The organism is Pantoea sp. JK, from assembly GCF_026130245.1.
GTDB classification, from domain to species: domain Bacteria; phylum Pseudomonadota; class Gammaproteobacteria; order Enterobacterales; family Enterobacteriaceae; genus Pantoea; species Pantoea trifolii.
The window spans coordinates 76081-95498 of record NZ_JAINFN010000007.1; the positions used below are offsets into that span (position 1 = coordinate 76081).

Here is a 19418-nt window from a genome sequence, read left to right on the forward strand (position 1 = left end):
CAGGAGGCACGCAATGTCATCATTTGACTACCTGAAAACAGCCATTCGCCAGCAAGGCCACACGCTGCAGCAGGTTGCCGACGCCAGCGGAATGACCAAAGGCTACTTAAGCCAGCTGCTCAACGCCAAAATCAAAAGCCCGAGCGCGCAGAAGCTGGAAGCGCTGCACCGTTTTCTTGGCCTGGAATTTCCGCGCCGTGATAAAACCGTTGGTGTGGTGTTCGGGAAATTTTATCCGCTGCATACCGGCCATATTTATCTGATCCAGCGCGCCTGCAGTCAGGTCGATGAACTGCATATCATCATGGGCCACGACGAGCCGCGCGATCGTGAACTGTTTGAAAACAGCGCCATGTCGCAGCAGCCGACCATCAGCGATCGACTACGCTGGTTGCTGCAAACCTTCAAATACCAGAAAAATATCCGCATCCATTCGTTCGACGAAGAGGGCATTGAACCTTATCCGCACGGCTGGGATGTGTGGAGCGGCGGCGTTAAAACCTTTCTGGCTGAGCAGGGCATCGAACCAAATTGTGTCTACACCAGTGAAGAACCCGATGCCGCAATGTATGAGCAGCACCTTGGCATTCCGGCGGTGGTGATCGATCCTAATCGATCCTTTATGAACATCAGCGGCGGCCAGATTCGTCAGGATCCGTTCCGCTACTGGGAATATATTCCGACCGAAGTGAAGCCGTTCTTCGTGCGCACCGTGGCGGTGCTGGGCGGCGAGTCGAGCGGCAAATCAACGCTGGTGAACAAGCTGGCGAATATCTTCAACACCACCAGCGCATGGGAATATGGCCGCGATTATGTTTTCTCGCACCTCGGTGGCGACGAGATGGCGCTGCAATATTCCGACTACGACAAAATCGCGCTGGGCCAGGCGCAGTACATCGACTTCGCCGTGAAGTACGCCAGCAAAGTCGCCTTTATCGATACCGATTTCATCACCACGCAGGCGTTTTGCCTCAAGTATGAAGGACGCGAGCACCCGTTTGTGCAGGCGTTGATTGATGAGTACCGTTTCGACCTGGTGATTTTGCTGGAAAATAACGTGCCCTGGGTGGCGGATGGATTGCGCAGCCTCGGCAGTTCCATGGATCGCCGCGAGTTCCAGACCATGCTGATCACCATGCTGCGTGAAAACAATATCGAGTTTGTTCACGTCAAAGAAGATGACTACGACACGCGCTTCCTGCGCTGCGTCGAGTTAGTGAAGGAGATGCTGGGCAGTTGATTCAGCCATAAAAAAAGGCGCCATGCGGCGCCTTTTTCACAGCAAAAGCCTTACTTCGCCATACGCTTGTACTTGATACGTTTCGGCTCCAGCGCGTCGGCGCCGAGGGTACGTTTCTTGTACTCTTCGTACTCGGTAAAGTTACCTTCGAAGAACTCCACCTTGCCTTCATCTTGATAATCGATGATGTGGGTGGCGATACGGTCGAGGAACCAACGGTCATGCGAGATCACCATGGCACAGCCTGGGAATTCCAGCAGGGCGTTTTCCAGCGCGCGCAGGGTTTCGATGTCGAGGTCGTTGGTTGGTTCATCGAGCAGCAACAGGTTGCCGCCGACTTGCAGCAGCTTGGCGAGGTGCAGACGACCGCGCTCACCACCTGACAATTCACCAACGCGTTTGCCCTGATCGGTGCCTTTGAAGTTGAAGCGACCAACGTAAGCACGGCTTGGCATCTCGGTGTTGCCCACGCGCATAATATCCTGACCGCCAGACACTTCTTCAAACACGGTTTTGGAGTTGTCCATCGCGTCACGGAACTGATCAACCGATGCCAGCTTGACGGTTTCGCCCAGCTCGATGGTGCCGGAATCCGGTTGCTCCTGACCTGACATCATGCGGAACAGCGTTGATTTACCCGCGCCGTTCGGACCGATGATGCCGACAATCGCACCTTTCGGTACCGAGAAGGTCAGATCGTCGATCAGCACGCGATCGCCATACGATTTCTTCAGGTTGGTCACTTCCAGCACTTTGTCGCCGAGGCGTGCGCCAGGTGGAATGAAGAGTTCGTTGGTTTCGTTACGCTTCTGGTAATCGGTGTTGTTCAGCTCTTCAAAGCGTGCCAGACGGGCTTTGCCCTTGGACTGACGGCCTTTCGCGCCTTGACGCACCCACTCCAACTCTTTCTCGATAGATTTGCGACGCGCCGCTTCAGAAGACGCTTCCTGCGCCAGACGCTGATCTTTCTGCTCCAGCCAGGAAGAGTAGTTACCTTCCCACGGAATACCTTCGCCGCGGTCCAGCTCCAGAATCCAGCCAGCCACGTTATCCAGGAAGTAACGGTCGTGCGTGATCGCCACAACGGTGCCTTCGAAGTCGTGCAGGAAGCGCTCGAGCCACGCCACGGATTCGGCATCCAGGTGGTTGGTTGGTTCGTCGAGCAGCAGCATGTCTGGCTTTTCCAGCAGCAGACGGCACAGCGCCACGCGACGGCGCTCACCACCGGAAAGGGTCGCGATTTTGGCATCCCAGTCTGGCAGACGCATCGCATCGGCCGCACGGTTCAGTTGCGTATCGAGGTTATGGCCATCGTGCGCCTGGATCACTTCTTCCAGACGACCCTGTTCAGCGGCCAGCTTATCGAAATCCGCATCGGGATCGGCATACAGCGCATACACTTCGTCGAGACGCTTCAGCGCGCCAACCACTTCGGAAACCGCTTCTTCAACGGATTCACGCACGGTGTGCTCCGGGTTCAGCTGCGGTTCCTGCGGCAGATAACCCACATTGATGCCCGGCTGCGGGCGAGCTTCCCCTTCGATATCGGTATCGATACCGGCCATGATGCGCAGCAGCGTCGATTTACCCGAGCCGTTGAGGCCGAGTACACCGATTTTTGCTCCAGGGAAGAAGCTAAGAGAAATATTCTTCAGGATGTGACGCTTCGGCGGAACGACCTTGCCGACGCGATGCATGCTATAGACGAATTGAGCCACGTTGGATTGAGCCTTTTGGTCTGTGAGTTATGGACTTCAGATGCAGAAGTTTAGCTGTTTTCACCCTTTATTCATACCCATCATACATCGGCTTGCCGCGGTCTTTATCGGTCACCATAAATGGCGACCCTACAACACATCTGCACGCTTTTGTAGGGTCGCCATTTATGGTGACCACATGCAATATCATCAACTTATGGCAAACGCAGCGGGATGTTTTGTTGTGCCAGCCAACTCTTCAGCGCCGGTTCGGGCGCGCTATCGCTGACCAGCAAATCAAAACGGCGCAGTTCACCAATGCGCGCCGGCAGCACTTTGCCAAATTTACTGCTGTCCGCCACCAGCACGCGCTGACGTGCGCGCAGCATCGCGTGGTGCTTCATCGCCAGCTCGTTAATGTTGTAGCAGGTTGCGCCCTGTTCCTGATCGATGCCTGCCGCTGAAATAAACGCCAGCGTCGGGCAGAGATCGTCGAGGATCGAATGCGCGCCAATCGGCGTGAACAGCGCGTTGTCGGCGTGGAACTCGCCGCCGCTGAGAATCACGTTGCAGGCCGGTTTCTCTTTCAGCGCCAGGAAAGTGTTCATCGCGCAACAGATGGCGGTGAACGGCAAGGTGTCAGGGATCGCATCCACGATGTAGGGCAGCGTGGTGCCGCAATCAAAAAACACCGTGTCATTTTCACTGATCAGATCCGCAGCAGCCTGCGCCAGGCGCTGCTTGCGTGCGGCGTTCTGACCGTGCTGATCGGAGATGAAGTAGTGCCCGGCGTGGCTTTTGGGATCGCTAACGATATAGCCGCCCAGCAGCACCACGGTTGAAGCCGGTTCGGTGAGATCGCGGCGGATAGTCATTTCCGACACGCCCAGCAGCTGCGCCGCGTCTTTCAGATGCAGTTTATCGGTGCGTTTCAGCGCCTGAGCCAACTTGTGAATACGTTCGTCGCGCCGGGTTTCCATGATCATCTCTGCGTAATTAATCCTGAAGTCGAAGTAGCCTGGTCAAAAATCACGATAAATCTCACATATTTTAATGATTTGCGACGTATCCGGCAGGCCAGTTTTCAATCTTACCTGTAATGAGATCGGCCCGCAAACCTCACGCAGTGCCGCCAATATGTTGCTCTCTAGCCGCTTCGCTCGCCGCCAGGTTGCCTGCTCAATGTTGTTGCATTGTTAGAATAATAACATTCATTTCCATGAATGAATGGCTGTTTATCGGCTTTTTGTCATGATGTTGAGGTGTGAAATTTATCACATAATTAACTTTATTAACCTGATATTGTGATTTTAATAACATTATAACGTTAAAAATTCACCGGGAGAAAACAATGGATATTGCGGTTATTGGGTCAAATATGGTGGACCTCATTACCTATACCAATCAGTTGCCTAAAGCGGGCGAAACGCTGGAAGCACCTGATTTTGCTATCGGCTGTGGCGGTAAAGGTGCTAATCAGGCGGTGGCAGCGGCGAAGATGGGCGCCAGCGTGATGATGGTGAGCAAAGTCGGCGACGATCTGTTTGCGCCGAATACCGTGGCCAATCTGCAACAGCAGGGCGTGGATACCCGTTTTGTCACCACCGCGCCAGGCACCTCCAGCGGCGTGGCACCGATCTTCGTTGACGATCAGTCGCAGAACCGCATTCTGATTATCAAAGGTGCCAACCAGCAGCTGAAACCGGCGGATATTGATGCCGCCGCCGACGCGCTGAAAAGCTGCCAGCTGATCATTCTGCAACTGGAGGTCCCGCTGGAAACCGTCTATTACGCCATTGATTTTGCCCGCCAGCACGACATCAAAGTGATCCTCAATCCGGCACCGGCGGTAGCCGATCTCAATATCGAATACGCCTGCAAATGCGACTTTTTCATGCCGAATGAAACCGAGCTGGAGATCCTCACCGGTATGCCGGTCACCACCGATGAAGAGGTGAAGCTGGCGGGGCAATCGCTGCTTAAACGTGGGCTGAAAAACCTGATCATCACGCTGGGCGGACGCGGTTCGCTGTGGATGTCTGGCGACAATGTGCATCAGGTTGCACCCACGGCGGTAAAAGCGGTGGACACCAGCGGCGCGGGCGATGCCTTTATCGGCTGCTTCGCCCACGAGCTGGTGAAAAGCGGCGATATCCCGGCCGCGATGGCGCAAGCCTCTGCTTATGCCGCCTGCAGCGTGACCGGTCGCGGCACGCAGCGCTCCTATCCCGACGCGGAAACCTTCCAGCGTTTTCTCAACGTTCACTGAGGTCGAGTTATGCAACCGAACATTGTTCAGCAATCTGATGGCTATCTGAATAAAACGCCGCTGTTCCAGTTCATTTTGCTCTCGTGCCTGTTCCCCTTGTGGGGCTGTGCGGCGAGTCTGAACGACATCCTGATCACCCAGTTCAAAAGCGTGTTCGCGTTAAGCGATTTCGCCAGCGCGCTGGTGCAGAGTGCGTTCTACGGCGGCTACTTCCTGATCGCCATTCCGGCCTCGCTGGTGATCCGCAGAGCCACCTATAAACTGGCGATTTTGCTGGGACTGGCGCTGTATATCGTGGGCTGCGTGTTGTTCTATCCCGCTTCGCACATGGCGACCTACACCATGTTCCTCGCGGCGATTTTCGCCATCGCTATCGGTTTGAGCTTCCTCGAAACCGCTGCCAATACCTATAGCTCGATGATTGGTCATCGCGATCACGCCACGCTGCGCCTCAATATCAGCCAGACGTTCTATCCGGTCGGTGCATTAATGGGGATCGTGCTGGGCAAATATCTGGTATTCCAGGAGGGCGACAGTCTGGAAAGTCAGCTGGCGGGCATGAACGCTGAACAGGCGCATGCGTTCCGTCTCACTATGCTCGAGCACACGCTGGAACCCTACAAATATCTGGTGATGGTTTTGGTGGTGGTGATGCTGCTGTTCCTGTTCACCCGCTATCCGCGCTGTAAGCCGGAAAGCAGTGAAAAATCCCTGCCGTCGCTCGGCGAGACCTTCCGCTATCTGGCGGCGAATCGTCACTTCAAACGCGGCATTGTGGCGCAGTTCCTGTATGTCGGCATGCAGGTGGCGGTGTGGTCGTTCACCATTCGTCTGGCGCTGACGCTTGGCGCGATCAATGAGCGTCATGCCTCTAACTTCATGATCTATAGCTTCATCGGTTTCTTTATCGGTAAATTTATCGCCAACTTCCTGATGACGCGCTTCCGTGCGGAGAAAGTGTTGATTGCCTACTCGCTGCTGGGTGTTCTCGCGCTGGCGTATGTGATGTTTGTGCCGAACTTTACTGCCGTGTATGCCGCGATCTTTGTCAGCGCGCTGTTTGGTCCATGCTGGGCGACGATCTATGCCGGTACGCTGGCGACTGTCGATAATAAATACACCGAAGTGGCGGGCGCGTTTATCGTGATGTCGATTGTCGGTGCCGCCTTTATTCCTGCGATTCAGGGCTTCGTCTCCGATCATCTGGGATCCATGCAGCTGGCGTTCGGCGTTTCGCTGTTGTGCTTCGCCTGGGTCGGTTACTTCTTCTGGGGCGAGCTGCGCCATAAAAAGCAGGCGGAAGCAGCGGGTCGTTTAGTCGAGGAGATGCCATGAAAACCCGTTTACCATTACGTCGTGAGCAGTTTCACGAGACGCCCGCCACGCTGCTGCGTAACGAAACGTTCCACGTCGAGCTGTTTCGCTATCCCGCCGGCGTGGAAGCGGTGCGCATCAGCAACCCACGCGGCACGGTGATCGTGCTGCCGTTTTACGGTCAGATGGTGTGGGACGCCAACTTTGACGGCCATTCGCTGACCATGGGCCACAGCTTTAAGCAGCCGCTGCCCGGCAGTTCGATCATTGATACCTACGGCTGTTTTGCTTTCCACTCCGGACTGCTGGCCAACGGTTGCCCGGCAGAGGATGACGATCATCCGTTGCACGGCGAAATGGCCTGCGCACGCATGGACAGTGCATGGATGGTGCTGGAGGAGGATCGCGTGTCGCTGGAGGGCGAAACCGAGTATGTGAAGGGCTTCGGCCATCACTATCTTGCCGCACCGGCGGTGCGGCTTGAGGCCAATGCAGCGCGCCTGCACATTGAGATGAACGTCACCAACCTGGCGGGTGCGCCGATGCCGCTGCAGTATATGTGTCATCTGAACAGCGCCTGGCTGGATCAAGGCCGTTTCCAGCAGTCGATCCCGACCGATGCTTTCCAGTTGCGCAGCTCGATCCCGGCACACGTGAAGCCTACACCGCAGTGGCGCGCGTATACCGATCGGCTGTCGCGCGATCCGCAGGCGTTTCAGCAGCTGGATCAACCTGAGATGTGCGATCCGGAGATCGTGTTCTTTGCGGACGATCTCCAGCAGTACGGCGATGAGATGCAGTTCGAACTGCACTCACCGCAGGGATTTGCCCTGATGACGCGCTTCTCCAGCCAGCAATTCCCGCACGCCACGCGCTGGATGCTGCACAACCGCGATCAGCAAGTCGCTGCCTATGTGCTGCCGTCGACCTGCCGCCCGGAAGGTTTCAAAGCTGCGCAGCGCGCCGGCACGCTGATTGAGCTGGCACCTGGCGAACAGCGCCATTTCAGCGTTGAAACCGGTATTTTGTAGGGGCGCCATTCATGGCGACCTGGTTTCCAGGTGCGCATGAATGCGCACCCTACGAAAATGATGCAACTAAATCGCCACCAACCCGCGCACGCCGTCAGCTTCCATTGCGGAGCCAGCACCCCGCTGCACGATCTCGCCGCGCGACATCACCAGATAACTGTCGGCCAGTTCGGCGGCGAAATCGTAAAACTGCTCGACGAGCAGAATCGCCATATCGCCGCGCTGCGCCAGCTGGCGGATCACCGCACCGATCTCCTTGATCACCGACGGCTGGATCCCTTCGGTCGGTTCATCGAGGATCAACAGCTTTGGTGAACAGGCGAGGGCGCGGCCAATCGCCAATTGCTGCTGCTGTCCGCCCGACAGATCGCCGCCGCGGCGTGCTTTCATCTCACGTAGCACCGGGAACAGTTGATAGATCTCCTCCGGCACCGCTTTGGCCTGTGCGCCAGAAAAACGCGCCAGCCCCATCAGCAGATTCTCTTCCACCGTCAGGCGCGGGAAAATTTCGCGCCCCTGCGGCACATAAGCGATACCCGCCTGCACGCGCTGGTGTGGCTTGCGGCTGTTGATCACGTTATCCTGCCAGCGAATCTCGCCGGACTTGGCCGGAATTAGCCCCATCAAACATTTCAGCAGCGTGGTTTTGCCCACGCCGTTGCGTCCCAGCAGGCAGGTAATTTCACCCTGTTTCGCCTCAAACGACAGCCCGCGTAGAATGTGGCTGCCGCCGTAATATTGATTCAGTTCCGCGACTTGCAGCATGTTAGCGCCCCAGATAAACGTCGATAACCCGATCGTCCGCCTGCACTTCGCGTAACGATCCCTCGGCCAAAACCTGGCCCTGATGCAGCACGGTGACGTGATCGGCAATGGTTTCAACAAAGCCCATGTCGTGCTCGACCACCATTAGCGAATGCTTCCCGGCGAGGCTGCGAAACAGCTCGGCGGTGTACTCGGTTTCGGCATCGGTCATGCCGGCCGCCGGTTCATCCAGCAGCAGCAGATGCGGGTCCTGCACCAGCAACATGCCGATCTCCAGAAACTGCTTCTGACCGTGCGACAGCAAACCGGCTTTGCGCTGGCGTTCGCCGCCCAACCGCAGCAGTTTCAGCACCTCATCAATGCGATCCTGCTGCTCGCCGTTCAGCCGCGCACGCAGGCTGGCCCACACCGATTTGTCATTTTTCAGCGCGATTTCCAGATTCTCAAACACCGTCAGCGCTTCGAAAACCGTGGGTTTCTGGAACTTGCGTCCAATACCGGCACGCGCGATCTCCACCGGCGACATTTTGCTGAGATCGGTATCCTGGTCGTAGATCACCTGGCCATTATCCGGCCGGGTTTTACCGGTGATCACATCCATCAGCGTGGTTTTTCCCGCGCCGTTGGGGCCGATCACGCAGCGCAATTCGCCGACGCCGATCTTCAGTGAGAGATCGGTTAGCGCGCGGAAACCGTCGAATGACACGTTGATCTTCTCCAGCTGCAATACTGGATCGGTTTGTTCACGATGACGATCCGAGGGATGAGGTTGGGTAAACAGTTGTTCAGTCATCACGCCTCCGGCGCAGCAGGCCAATCACGCCACGCGGCAGGAACAGCGTGACCAGGATAAACATCAGGCCAAGGAAGAACAGCCAATATTCCGGGAAGGCGACGGTAAACCAGCTTTTGGCCCCGTTGACGATGGCGGCACCGAGCAGCGGACCAATCAAGGTGCCGCGTCCGCCCAGCGCCACCCAAATCGCCGCCTCAATCGAGTTGGTCGGCGACATCTCGCTGGGATTGATAATGCCGACCTGCGGCACATAGAGCGCGCCCGCCAGCCCGCACAGCACCGCCGAAAGCGTCCAGACAAACAGCTTGAAGCCTTTGGGATCGTAACCGACGAACATCAGGCGGTTCTCCGCATCGCGCACGGCGGTCAGCACGCGGCCAAACTTGCTGCGTGCCAGCGCGAAGCCAATGCCGAGGCTCACCAGCAACAGCAGCACCGTGGCGACAAACAGCCCGATGCGCGTGCCGGGCGCTGTGACGTTAAAGCCAAGCAGCGTGGTAAAGCCGGTAAAACCGTTGTTGCCGCCGAAGCCGGTTTCGTTGCGGAAAAACAGCAGCATGCCGGCGTAAGTCAGCGCCTGCGTCATGATCGAGAAGTAGACGCCTTTGATTTTCGAGCGGAAGGCGAAGAAGCCAAACACCAGCGCCAGCAAACCCGGCACCAGCATGATCAGGCACAGCGCCCAGGCAAAATGTTGCGTGCCTGCCCAGAACCACGGCAACTCACTCCACGAAAGGAACGACATAAACGCGGGTAAGCCGTCGCCGGAGGCCTGACGCATTAAGTACATGCCCATCGCATAACCACCGAGCGCGAAGAACAGGCCGTGACCCAGCGACAGCAGCCCGGCGTATCCCCACACCAAATCGAGCGCCACCGCGACCACGGCGTAACAGAGAATCTTGCCGACCAGCGTCAGCGTGTAGGTGGAGATCGCCAGCGGATGCGTGGCGGGCAGCAGGGCGCAGAACGGCAGCATCAGCAGCAGCGCAGTGATCACCACGCCAAGGCTGATGGTCAGGCGCGGCGCTTTGCGCGCGATGGTTAACGTCATTGGCTGGCTCATCAGTCAATCACCCTCCCTTTGAAGGCAAACAGGCCCTGCGGACGTTTCTGGATAAACAGCACGATCAGCACGAGGATGAGGATTTTGCCGAGCACTGCGCCAATCTGCGGCTCCAGCACTTTGTTAAGAATGCCGAGGCCAAAGGCCGCCACCACGGTGCCCGCCAACTGGCCGACGCCGCCCAACACCACCACGAGGAAGGAGTCGATGATGTAGCCTTGACCGAGCTCCGGCCCGACGTTGCCAAGCTGCGACAGCGCCACGCCGCCGAGTCCGGCAATGCCAGAGCCGAGGCCAAACGCCAGCATATCGATGCGTCCGGTCGGCACGCCGCAGCAGTCGGCCATCGCGCGGTTCTGCGTCACGGCTCGCACGCTTAGGCCGAGGCGGGTTTTATTCAGCAGCAGCCAGGTGAGGCCCAGCACGGCAAACACAAACAGGATCACCGCGATACGGTTGTACGGCAGCACCAGATTGGGCAGCAGCTGCAGCCCGCCGGAGAGCCAGCCTGGGTTCGCCACCTCCAGGTTCTGCGCGCCAAACAGCATACGCACCAGCTGAATCAGCATCAGGCTGATGCCCCAGGTTGCGAGCAGCGTTTCCAGCGGACGTCCGTACAGATGGCGGATGATGGTGCGCTCCAGCAACATGCCCATGCAGGCGGTAACCAGAAACGCCACCGGCAGCGCCAGCAGCGGATACCACGCCAGCCACTGCGGTGCGAACTGCTGGAACAGGCTTTGCACAAACCAGGTCGCGTAGGCGCCCAGCATCAGCATTTCGCCATGCGCCATGTTGATCACGCCGAGCAGGCCGTAGGTGATGGCCAGGCCCAGCGCCGCTAATAACAAGATCGATCCCAGCGATAAGCCGGTAAACGCCTGGCCAAGCAGATCGCCCCACATCAGGCGCTGTTTAATCTGCTTCAGGCTGGCTGCGGCGGCGTCACGCACGCGGGCATCGGATTCATTGCTGGCTTGGATTAAGCGCGTGAGGCTGGCCTGAATATTGGGATCGCTGGATTCGCCGAGCAGTTTGACGGCTTTGAGGCGCAGCGCCGCATCCGGGCTGGCGAGTTGCAGATTGGCCGCTGCCATGAGTAGCACGTCGTGCACTTTCGCGTCTTTTTCCTGCGCGAGACGCTGTTCAATCAGCGGCAGCATATCGGCGACGCCATCGTTTTGCAGTTGTTGTGCGGCACGTAAACGGATCGCGGCATCGTCACTCACCAGCTGGTGGGCGGCGAGGGCGCTGGCGATCAGCACGCGCAGGCGGTTATTCATAAACAGCTTTTTGGTGTCGCCGCTGGGTTGTTGCGCGCTGTCGAGCGGCTGCAGCGTCTCGCCCTGTTTGCTGAACGGCTGCTGCTTTTGGTCGATGACCACGGTTTCATTGCGCAGCGCCTGCAGCAGCGGCAGGCGATTAGCCTGCGGTGCAGCGGCCCACTGCTGGAGCAGCGTGGCTTGTTGCGTGCGGCTGGCGGCCGCGAAGTCTGCGCCATCGCCCGCCTGGGCGAGCCAGGGCAGCAGTAACAGCAGACAGCAGAGATAACGGCGGATTGTCATGGTTCTGGCCCTATTTGAAAGGTGCGGGCTGATGCCCTCACCCTAGCCCTCTCCCACGGGGAGAGGGGACTGATCGAGCGAGCTTACATATTGCAGCGTCTCCCTCTCCCTGTGGGAGAGGGCCGGGGTGAGGGCATCAAACCGCACCTCACCCAAAAAATTACTGCGTTGATTTCACCGGATGATCAGGCTTCTTATCGTTACCCGCGATGTACGGGCTCCACGGCTGGGCGCGCACCGGTTGCTGGGTCTGCCACACCACGTTGAACTGACCGTTCTCTTCCACTTCGCCAATCATCACTGGCTTGTGCAGGTGATGGTTGGTTTTATCCATGGTCAGGGTGAAACCGTCTGGCGCTTTGAAGGTTTGTCCCGCCATCGCCGCGCGCACTTTATCCACATCGGTGGTGCCCGCTTTCTCTACCGCCTGCGCCCACATATGCAGGCCAACGTAGGTCGCTTCCATCGGATCGTTGGTCACCACGGTGTTAGCGTTCGGCAAGTTGTGCGCCTTGGCGTATGCGCGGTAATCCGCGACAAATTTGGCGTTGGTTGGGTTATCCACCGACTCGAAGTAGTTCCACGCCGCTAACTGCCCGACCAGCGGTTTGGTATCGATACCGCGCAATTCTTCCTCGCCGACCGAGAAGGCGATCACTGGAATATCCGTGGCTTTGATGCCCTGGTTGGCCAGCTCTTTGTAGAACGGCACGTTGGAGTCGCCGTTGATGGTGGAGATCACCGCCGTTTTGCCACCGGCAGAGAACTTCTTAATGTTGGAGACGATGGTCTGATAATCGCTGTAACCAAACGGCGTATAGACCTCTTCGATGTCTTTATCCTGTACGCCTTTGGTGTGCAGGAAGGCGCGCAGAATCTTGTTGGTGGTGCGCGGATAGACGTAGTCGGTGCCCAGCAGGAAGAAGCGTTTTGCGCTGCCGCCATCTTCACTCATCAGGTATTCCACCGCCGGAATCGCCTGCTGGTTCGGCGCGGCACCGGTATAGAACACGTTCGGCGACATCTCTTCGCCTTCGTACTGCACCGGATAGAACAGCAGGCCGTTCAGCTCCTCAAACACCGGCAGCACCGATTTACGCGATACCGAGGTCCAGCAGCCGAACACCGCCGCCACTTTGTCCTGGGTCAGCAGCTGGCGCGCTTTCTCAGCAAACAGTGGCCAGTTAGAAGCCGGATCGACCACCACCGGTTCCAGCTTTTTGCCCAGCACGCCGCCTTTGGCGTTGATCTCATCGATAGTCATCAGCGCCACATCCTTCAGCGGCGTTTCGGAGATCGCCATGGTGCCGGAGAGCGAGGACATAATGCCCACCTTAATGGTGTCAGCAGCCTGTGCCGCGAAGGCAAAGCCCATGCTGGCAACAGAGGCAGAGAGCGCGAAAGCCTTGAGCAACGAACGTCTTTTCATCAGTAAACCCCTCACGATGTTTATATTGTTATTCAATGGGTTGAAGTCGAGCCTGCTGTAACATATGCAATGTGATCTTTCTGACCTCTGCCTTACTGACGGCGATGTGGTCGGTTAAAATGCGCTGCGCCTCCTCGGTTTGTTGCTGGAAAATCGCCCGTAAAATCTGGGCGTGCTCGCGGTATGTCGCCTCCATTCGGTCGTCACGGGTAAAATCGAGACGGCGAATGATGCGGATTTTTTCGGTCAGTTCGGCGTGGATGCGCGCCATCTCCTGATTGCCAGCGGCGGCCACCAGCGCCATGTGAAAAGCTTCATCCTGCGCCGAAACCGCTTTGCCATCGGCCAGCGGCGGCGCATCGATCCAGAAGCTTTTCAGCGCGGTCAGCATGTCGCTGCACTGCGGTGCGGGCAGCGCACACAGGCGGCGCACCGCTTCGCACTCCAGCACGGTGCGAAAGTCGTACAGCTCTTCGAAATATTCGAAGTCGAACGGCTTCACCTGCCAGCCGCTGCGGAACCACACTTCGACATACCCCTCGCGCTCAAGCCAGAACAGCGCCTGACGCACCGGCGTGCGGCTGACTTCCAGCCGATCGGCGATTTCGTTTTCGCTGAAGCGGTCGCCCGGCATCAGTCGGAACTCAAAAATGTCCTGCTTCAGCGCCTGATAAACCTTCTCGGCCAGCGCTTCCGGGCGACCTTTGCTACGAGGGATTGTGTTCATGCCAACTCCTTATTCCAGCCACAGCAGGGCATCGCCCGGACTCACCGGACGTCCTGCCTGGCAGGCAATGCGTTTCACCGTGCCCGCCTGCGGCGCGACAATCGCCAGTTCCATTTTCATCGCTTCCACGATGATCAGCGTTTGACCGGCTTCCACCGCGTCGCCCGGCTGCACCAGCACTTTCCAGATGTTGCCGTTCATATCGGCGCACACCGCCAGCGCATCGTCATCGGCCTCAACCACTTCGAGATTTTCCTCGCTGGTGAGCGGCGCGTTCTGCTCTTCCTGCGCCCACAGCGTCACTTCCTGTTCGAAGGCGGCAGACTGGCGCTGGCGGAAATCGCTGATCGACGCGGCGTTTTCCGCGAGGAATTGGTGATGGGCGGCAAAGTCGAACACCGTTTCTTCGATGCGCACGCTGGCGCGGCCTTCGCGGAAGTCATCGCGCAGCTGCGTCAGCTCATCTTCCGTTACCGGGTAGAAGCGCACCTGATCGAAGAAGTGCAGCAGCCACGGCTCGTCGGCCGCGAACTGATCGTTCTTGAGGAATTTGTTCCAGATTGGCAGCGTGCGGCCCACCAGTTGATAACCGCCAGGTGAATCCATGCCATAGATGCACATGTACATGCCGCCAATGCCGACCGTGCCTTCGGCGGTAAAGGTGCGCGCCGGGCTGTATTTGGAGCTCAGCAGGCGATGGCGTGGATCGATCGGTACCGCGCACGGCGCGCCGAGATAGACATCGCCAAGGCCGAGAATCAGATAGCTGGCATCAAAAATGGTGTCGCGCACCGCTTCACGACTCGCTAAACCATTAATACGCTGGATAAAATCGACGTTATTTGGCAGCCACGGTGCGCTGGCACGTACGGTTTCTTGATAGCGTTCGACCGCGCCGAGCGTAGCGCTGTCTTCGAAGGCCATCGGCATCCAGACAATGCGTGACGGTACTTTCAGCTGGCTGACATCGCCGAGCCCGGCTTCCAGTTCCAGCAGCAGCTGCATCAGCTGTTTCTGGCTGAGAATCAGGCTGTCGTAGCGCACCTGCAAAGAGCGCACGCCCGGCGACAACTCTTCCACGCCCGGCACTGCGCGTTCACGCAGCGCATTCATCAGCAGATGCACGCGCAGACGCAGCGCCAGATCCAGCACGTTGTCGCCGTACTCAATCAGCACATATTTGTCGCCCGCCTGGCGATAAACCGCCGCTGGCGTGGTTGCCGTGGCGGGCAGCGCCGCCAGCAAGGTAGCGGAACCGATAGCGCTGGCCGCTAAAGAGGGCACTTCGAAGGCTGGTGCGTGGCTGCTGCGCAGGGTTGCCAGGCTGTGCGCCTGGGCTTTTTCCAGCGCCACCGCTTCGTCGGCGCTGATCGGATGGAAGCGGATTTTATCGCCCGGTTTCACCTGGCCAACTTTCCACAGTTCAGCTTTGGCGATGGTTACCGGGCAGACGAAGCCGCCGAGACTTGGGCCGTCGTGCGTCAGGATCACCGGGAAGTCGCCGGTGAAGTTCACCGCGCCGATGGCGTATTCGCAGTCATGCACGTTTGAGGGATGCAGACCGGCTTCGCCACCGTTGGCGCGCGTCCACGTTGGTTTCGGGCCTACCAAACGCACGCCGAGGCGGTTGGAGTTGTAGTGCACCTGCCAGTCGCTGGCAAAGAACTCATCAATCGCCGCCTGGGTGAAGAAATCCGGTGCGCCGTGCGGTCCATACAGCACGCCGATGCGCCATTCGGTGCCGTAATGCGGCACCAGCGCATGATCGAGCGCCTGCGGGGCGCTGACCGGCGCGGGCGTGGTGCAGGCGGCAAGCTGCGGCTGGGAGATTGGCAGCATGTCGGCGACGCGCAGAGTGCGTCCGGCGTGGCCGCCAAACTGGCCGAGCGAGAAGGTGGATCGGCTGCCGAGATATTCCGGCACATCGAACCCGTTGCGCACCGCTAAGTAGGTGCGGCAGCCGCTCTGCGCGCGGCCCAGCGTCAGGGTTTGTCCTGCTTTGACGCTGACGGGCTGCCAGTAGGCGATGTTTTCGCCATCGACGTCGGCTGGGCAATCAGCGCCGGTCAGGGCGATGACGGCATCGCTGTGGAAGCGCAGCGTGGGGCCTTGCAGCGTGAATTCCAGACCGGCGGCGCTGTCGTGGTTGCCGACAATGCGGTTGGCGAGGCGGAAGGCGAAATCGTCCATTGGACCGGATGGCGGCACGCCGATATCCCAGTAGCCGAGGCGGCCAGGGAAATCCTGAATGCTGCTGAAGGTGCCGGGTTGCAGCACTTCAATCACGCTGGCGGCTGGTGTGAAGCTATCGAGGAAGCGCGTCCACACGTTGCCGCTGCGGAAGGCGTCGGTGGCGACGATCTGGCGCAGATAATCGAGATTGCTGGCGATGCCGTGCAGCTGCGTGGCGTCGAGCGCCTGCTGCATCTTCGCCAGCGCCGCTGCGCGCGTGTCGGCATGCACGATCAGTTTGGCGACCATCGGATCGTAAAACGCCGAGACTTCGGTGCCGGTAGCGATCCAGCCATCAACGCGCACGTCATCCGGGAAACAGACGCCGGTCAACACGCCCGGACTTGGCTGGAAGTTTTTCAGCGGATCTTCGGCGTAGATACGTACTTCAATCGATGCGCCTTGCGGAGCCTGTTGCAGGCGCGCCCAGTCGATGGCATCACCAGCGGCCACTTTCAACATGCACTCAACGAGGTCGAGGCCGGTGACGCATTCGGTGACCGGATGCTCAACCTGCAGGCGAGTATTCACTTCGAGGAAGTAGAAGGCATCCTGTTCGGCGTCGTAGATATATTCCACCGTTCCGGCGCTGCGATAGTTCACCAGTTCGCCGAGGCGAACGGCGGAAGAGAGCAGCGCTTCACGCGTTGCCTGCGGCAGATTCGGTGCCGGCGTTTCTTCCACCACTTTCTGGTTGCGGCGCTGCAGCGAGCAGTCGCGTTCTCCGAGCGCGATGACTTTGCCGCTGCCGTCGCCAAAAATCTGCACTTCAACGTGGCGCGCGCGGTCGATGCAGCGTTCTAAAAACACGCCCGCATCGCTGAAGAACTGCTCGCCCAGACGGCGCACGCTTTCCCACACATTGCCCAGCGCATCGGCGTCGGCGCAGCGCGTCAGGCCAATGCCGCCGCCGCCCGCGGTGCTTTTCAGCATCACCGGATAACCGATGGTGTCGGCGGCGCTCAAGGCTTCATCCAGCGAACTCAGCAGCGGCGTGCCCGGCGTCATCGGCACGCCCGCGCTGGCGGCTAACTCACGCGCGCGGTGTTTCAGGCCAAATTCGCCAATCTGCTGCGCGGTCGGGCCGACAAAGGCGATGCCGGCTTTTTCACAGGCATCGGCAAACGGCAGGCTTTCTGACAGGAAACCGTAGCCCGGCCAGATGGCTTCCGCGCCGGTTTCCTGTGCGGCGGCGAGGATTTTATCGATGCGTAAATAGCTGTCGCTGGCTTTGTCGCCGCCGAGGGCGATGGCGACATCAGCGTCTTTGACGTGGCGCGCGTTGCGATCGGCATCGGAATAGACGGCAACGCTTTTCACGCCGAGGCGTTTTAAGGTGCGGATGGCGCGGCAGGCGATTTCGCCACGGTTAGCAATCAGAACGGTGCTGAACATGCTTATTTACTCCCCTGAGAAGCCAGCCAGTTGCGCCAGCCGCCAAATTCGGTAATTTCCAGCGCCTGCGACAGCACGGCCGGTTCACAGATAAAGCCTTTGACGATGCGTCCGTCGGCCAGCGTCAACGAGCCAATGCCGAGCGGCGCCGGGATTTCCGCCACGAACTCGCCAAAGCGCGCCAGCGGGATATCCCACAGTTCCACGGTGATCGCCGCACCGCTTTCACCACGCAGCAGGCCCGGCTTCTTAATCGGGCCATCGAGCAGGGCGAACAGGCGGTAATTGCTGGCGGTTTGCGTCTCTTCGACTAACACCGCCTGGCGTGTAGTGAGCTGGAAGTTGAGCGGCATGCCGGTGAGGTGCGCGCCCACCACCGCCACGCGGACGTGATCGGCGGACACTGGCAATGCGCTTTGCTGAGCAGGCTGCGCTTTACCGGTGGCGCCGAGCGGCAGCGCCATCTGCTGTTGCCAGCGCACACCAAAACCGGCCAGCGCGCGATCCTGCCAGGCAGGCGCAATCAGCGTGATGCCGGCAGGCAAACCATCGGCGCGGAAGGGCGCAGGCAGCGCCAGCGCGCTGAGATCGGCGAGGTTGGTGAAGTTGGTGTAGGTGCCGAACTGCGAGTTGTAATGCACCGGCTCCTGCTGCATTTCGGCCAGCGTATGGATGGTTGGCGAGGTAGGCACCACCAGCGCATCGAACTGCGCCAGCGTTTGCTGAATCTGGCGCGTCAGTTCGGCGCGCAGGTATTCCGCCTGATAGGCTTCGACCGCAGTGTATTTCAGGCCGCTGCTGACGATGCCGTACACCACCGGATCCATCTCTTCCGGACGATTGATCATTTCGCCCACCGCCACGGTGCGTTCGGCAACCCACGGACCGTAATAGAGCTGTTCAGCTAATTGATGGAACAGGGAAAAGTCGATCGGATGTAGCGTTGCGCCGCCAGCCTGCAATTGCTCCAGCGCCGCCAGCCACGCCGCTTCGGCCTGTTTGTCGCCGAAGAACTCGGGCGTGGCGGGAATGGCGAAATCGGGCTGCGCTTTGAAGCTGGCTGGCGCGGTGTGCGGATTGCTGCGCGAATAGGCATCACCCGCGTCATAGCCGCCCGCTGCGGTTGCCACCGCAAAGGCATCTTCGACCGTTAACGCGAACACGGAAATGGTGTCATTGAGGCGGCAAGCCGGCACCACGCCGCTGGCAGAGAACCAGCCTTTGGTCGGTTTGAGGCCAACAATGTTGTTGAAACCGGCGGGCACGCGGCCCGAACCGGCGGTGTCGGTGCCGAGCGAGAAGCCCACCAAACCGCGCGCCAGCACCGAAGCCGAACCTGAGCTGGAGCCGCCGCTGACGTAATCAGGATTGAAGGTGTTGCTCACCGCACCAAACGGCGAACGCGTGCCGACTAAACCGGTGGCGTATTGATCGAGGTTGGTTTTACCAATCACCACCGCGCCCGCTGCTTTGAGCTGCGCGACGACAAAGGCATCGGCTTCGGCGGTGTAAGTGAAGGCCGGGCAGGCAGCGCTGGTCGGCCAGCCAGCGACATCGATATTATCTTTTACCGCAAACGGCACGCCAAACAGCGGCAGTGCGGCTGGGTTACGCTGATAACTCGCCAGCAGCGGTTCAATTTGTGCCTGCAGCTGCGCGGGCGTGGCGAGATAGAGCCAGGCGTTATCCTGCGCGTCGATGGCGTCGAGATGGGCCGCCAGCAAGGCGGTAATTTGTTGTGGATCCTGTTGGTAACTGCGTTGCCAATCCTGGAGCGTAAAGCCAAAGGTCGATGCCATGAGTGAATTCCAACTGGTATACAAGATGGAATTCAACAGAGCAAAGCGCGTGCCATTTTTGTAAGCGAATGAATGTGTTTAATTTATTGATGT

14 protein-coding genes are annotated in these 19418 nt (G+C 58.9%); 4 read left to right on the forward strand and 10 right to left on the reverse strand.

What is annotated here, in order from left to right; translation table 11 throughout:
* Nucleotides 1-13 precede the first annotated feature (13 nt).
* On the forward strand, nucleotides 14-1240 hold the full coding sequence (nadR, locus tag PanJK_RS15990; RefSeq protein ID WP_265301075.1) for a multifunctional transcriptional regulator/nicotinamide-nucleotide adenylyltransferase/ribosylnicotinamide kinase NadR: 1227 nt from the start codon (nucleotides 14-16) through the stop codon (nucleotides 1238-1240).
* 50 nt (nucleotides 1241-1290) lie between these two features.
* Here nadR and ettA read toward each other — a convergent pair whose 3' ends face one another.
* Together ettA and deoR are read right to left on the reverse strand one after the other, a co-directional pair.
* Nucleotides 1291-2958, reverse strand: coding sequence for an energy-dependent translational throttle protein EttA (ettA, locus tag PanJK_RS15995; RefSeq protein WP_097095007.1), 1668 nt, complete (start codon nucleotides 2956-2958; stop codon nucleotides 1291-1293).
* A 194-nt stretch (nucleotides 2959-3152) separates the two neighbouring features.
* Complete coding sequence (gene deoR / locus PanJK_RS16000) at nucleotides 3153-3917, reverse strand: DNA-binding transcriptional repressor DeoR (protein WP_256698476.1); 765 nt, start codon at nucleotides 3915-3917, stop codon at nucleotides 3153-3155.
* Between the two features lie 371 nt (nucleotides 3918-4288).
* Between deoR and rbsK the strand changes: the two genes are divergently transcribed.
* The 3 genes from rbsK to PanJK_RS16015 are packed head-to-tail and all read left to right on the forward strand — an operon-like array spanning nucleotide 4289 to nucleotide 7551.
* Entirely contained in the window at nucleotides 4289-5206 is a 918-nt protein-coding gene (rbsK, locus tag PanJK_RS16005) for a ribokinase (RefSeq protein ID WP_256698351.1), read from the forward strand.
* 9 nt (nucleotides 5207-5215) lie between these two features.
* Nucleotides 5216-6541 carry an L-fucose:H+ symporter permease gene (fucP, locus tag PanJK_RS16010; protein WP_265301083.1) on the forward strand — a complete coding sequence of 442 codons (1326 nt, stop codon included), beginning with the start codon at nucleotides 5216-5218 and terminating at the stop codon, nucleotides 6539-6541.
* Nucleotides 6538-7551 carry an aldose 1-epimerase family protein gene (locus tag PanJK_RS16015; RefSeq protein ID WP_265301086.1) on the forward strand — a complete coding sequence of 338 codons (1014 nt, stop codon included), beginning with the start codon at nucleotides 6538-6540 and terminating at the stop codon, nucleotides 7549-7551. Before fucP ends, PanJK_RS16015 begins: the two co-directional genes overlap by 4 nt.
* Nucleotides 7552-7617: 66 nt before the next feature.
* On the opposite strand, the gene urtE is transcribed toward PanJK_RS16015, so the two are convergent.
* The 8 genes from urtE to atzF all read right to left on the reverse strand — a co-directional run bounded on the left by urtE (nucleotide 7618) and on the right by atzF (nucleotide 19325).
* Complete coding sequence (gene urtE, locus PanJK_RS16020) at nucleotides 7618-8316, reverse strand: urea ABC transporter ATP-binding subunit UrtE (protein WP_265301088.1); 699 nt, start codon at nucleotides 8314-8316, stop codon at nucleotides 7618-7620.
* 1 nt (nucleotide 8317) lies between these two features.
* Complete coding sequence (gene urtD / locus PanJK_RS16025; protein WP_061718176.1) at nucleotides 8318-9109, reverse strand: urea ABC transporter ATP-binding protein UrtD; 792 nt, start codon at nucleotides 9107-9109, stop codon at nucleotides 8318-8320.
* On the reverse strand, nucleotides 9102-10178 hold the full coding sequence (gene urtC, locus PanJK_RS16030; protein WP_265301091.1) for an urea ABC transporter permease subunit UrtC: 1077 nt from the start codon (nucleotides 10176-10178) through the stop codon (nucleotides 9102-9104). Before urtC ends, urtD begins: the two co-directional genes overlap by 8 nt.
* Nucleotides 10178-11743, reverse strand: a complete 1566-nt coding sequence (gene urtB, locus PanJK_RS16035) for an urea ABC transporter permease subunit UrtB (RefSeq protein ID WP_265301093.1) — start codon at nucleotides 11741-11743, stop codon at nucleotides 10178-10180. Before urtB ends, urtC begins: the two co-directional genes overlap by 1 nt.
* 160 nt (nucleotides 11744-11903) lie before the next feature.
* On the reverse strand, nucleotides 11904-13172 hold the full coding sequence (gene urtA / locus PanJK_RS16040) for an urea ABC transporter substrate-binding protein (protein ID WP_008108706.1): 1269 nt from the start codon (nucleotides 13170-13172) through the stop codon (nucleotides 11904-11906).
* 28 nt (nucleotides 13173-13200) lie between these two features.
* Complete coding sequence (locus PanJK_RS16045; RefSeq protein WP_265301096.1) at nucleotides 13201-13899, reverse strand: GntR family transcriptional regulator; 699 nt, start codon at nucleotides 13897-13899, stop codon at nucleotides 13201-13203.
* A 9-nt stretch (nucleotides 13900-13908) separates the two neighbouring features.
* Nucleotides 13909-17526, reverse strand: coding sequence for an urea carboxylase (uca, locus tag PanJK_RS16050; RefSeq protein ID WP_265301098.1), 3618 nt, complete (start codon nucleotides 17524-17526; stop codon nucleotides 13909-13911).
* Nucleotides 17527-17528: 2 nt separating this feature from the next.
* Nucleotides 17529-19325 (reverse strand): allophanate hydrolase, encoded by a 1797-nt coding sequence (gene atzF / locus PanJK_RS16055; RefSeq protein WP_265301100.1) that lies wholly within the window; start codon nucleotides 19323-19325, stop codon nucleotides 17529-17531.
* Between the last annotated feature and the right edge of the window lie 93 nt (nucleotides 19326-19418).

Coding starts and splice junctions, on each gene's coding strand:
- nadR (WP_265301075.1), top strand. CDS start 14: ATGTCATCATTTGACTACCTGAAAACAGCCATTCGCCAGCAAGGCCAC.
- deoR (WP_256698476.1), bottom strand. CDS start 3,917: ATGGAAACCCGGCGCGACGAACGTATTCACAAGTTGGCTCAGGCGCTG.
- rbsK (WP_256698351.1), top strand. CDS start 4,289: ATGGATATTGCGGTTATTGGGTCAAATATGGTGGACCTCATTACCTAT.
- fucP (WP_265301083.1), top strand. CDS start 5,216: ATGCAACCGAACATTGTTCAGCAATCTGATGGCTATCTGAATAAAACG.
- PanJK_RS16015 (WP_265301086.1), top strand. CDS start 6,538: ATGAAAACCCGTTTACCATTACGTCGTGAGCAGTTTCACGAGACGCCC.
- urtE (WP_265301088.1), bottom strand. CDS start 8,316: ATGCTGCAAGTCGCGGAACTGAATCAATATTACGGCGGCAGCCACATT.
- urtD (WP_061718176.1), bottom strand. CDS start 9,109: ATGACTGAACAACTGTTTACCCAACCTCATCCCTCGGATCGTCATCGT.
- urtC (WP_265301091.1), bottom strand. CDS start 10,178: ATGAGCCAGCCAATGACGTTAACCATCGCGCGCAAAGCGCCGCGCCTG.
- urtB (WP_265301093.1), bottom strand. CDS start 11,743: ATGACAATCCGCCGTTATCTCTGCTGTCTGCTGTTACTGCTGCCCTGG.
- urtA (WP_008108706.1), bottom strand. CDS start 13,172: ATGAAAAGACGTTCGTTGCTCAAGGCTTTCGCGCTCTCTGCCTCTGTT.
- PanJK_RS16045 (WP_265301096.1), bottom strand. CDS start 13,899: ATGAACACAATCCCTCGTAGCAAAGGTCGCCCGGAAGCGCTGGCCGAG.
- uca (WP_265301098.1), bottom strand. CDS start 17,526: ATGTTCAGCACCGTTCTGATTGCTAACCGTGGCGAAATCGCCTGCCGC.
- atzF (WP_265301100.1), bottom strand. CDS start 19,325: ATGGCATCGACCTTTGGCTTTACGCTCCAGGATTGGCAACGCAGTTAC.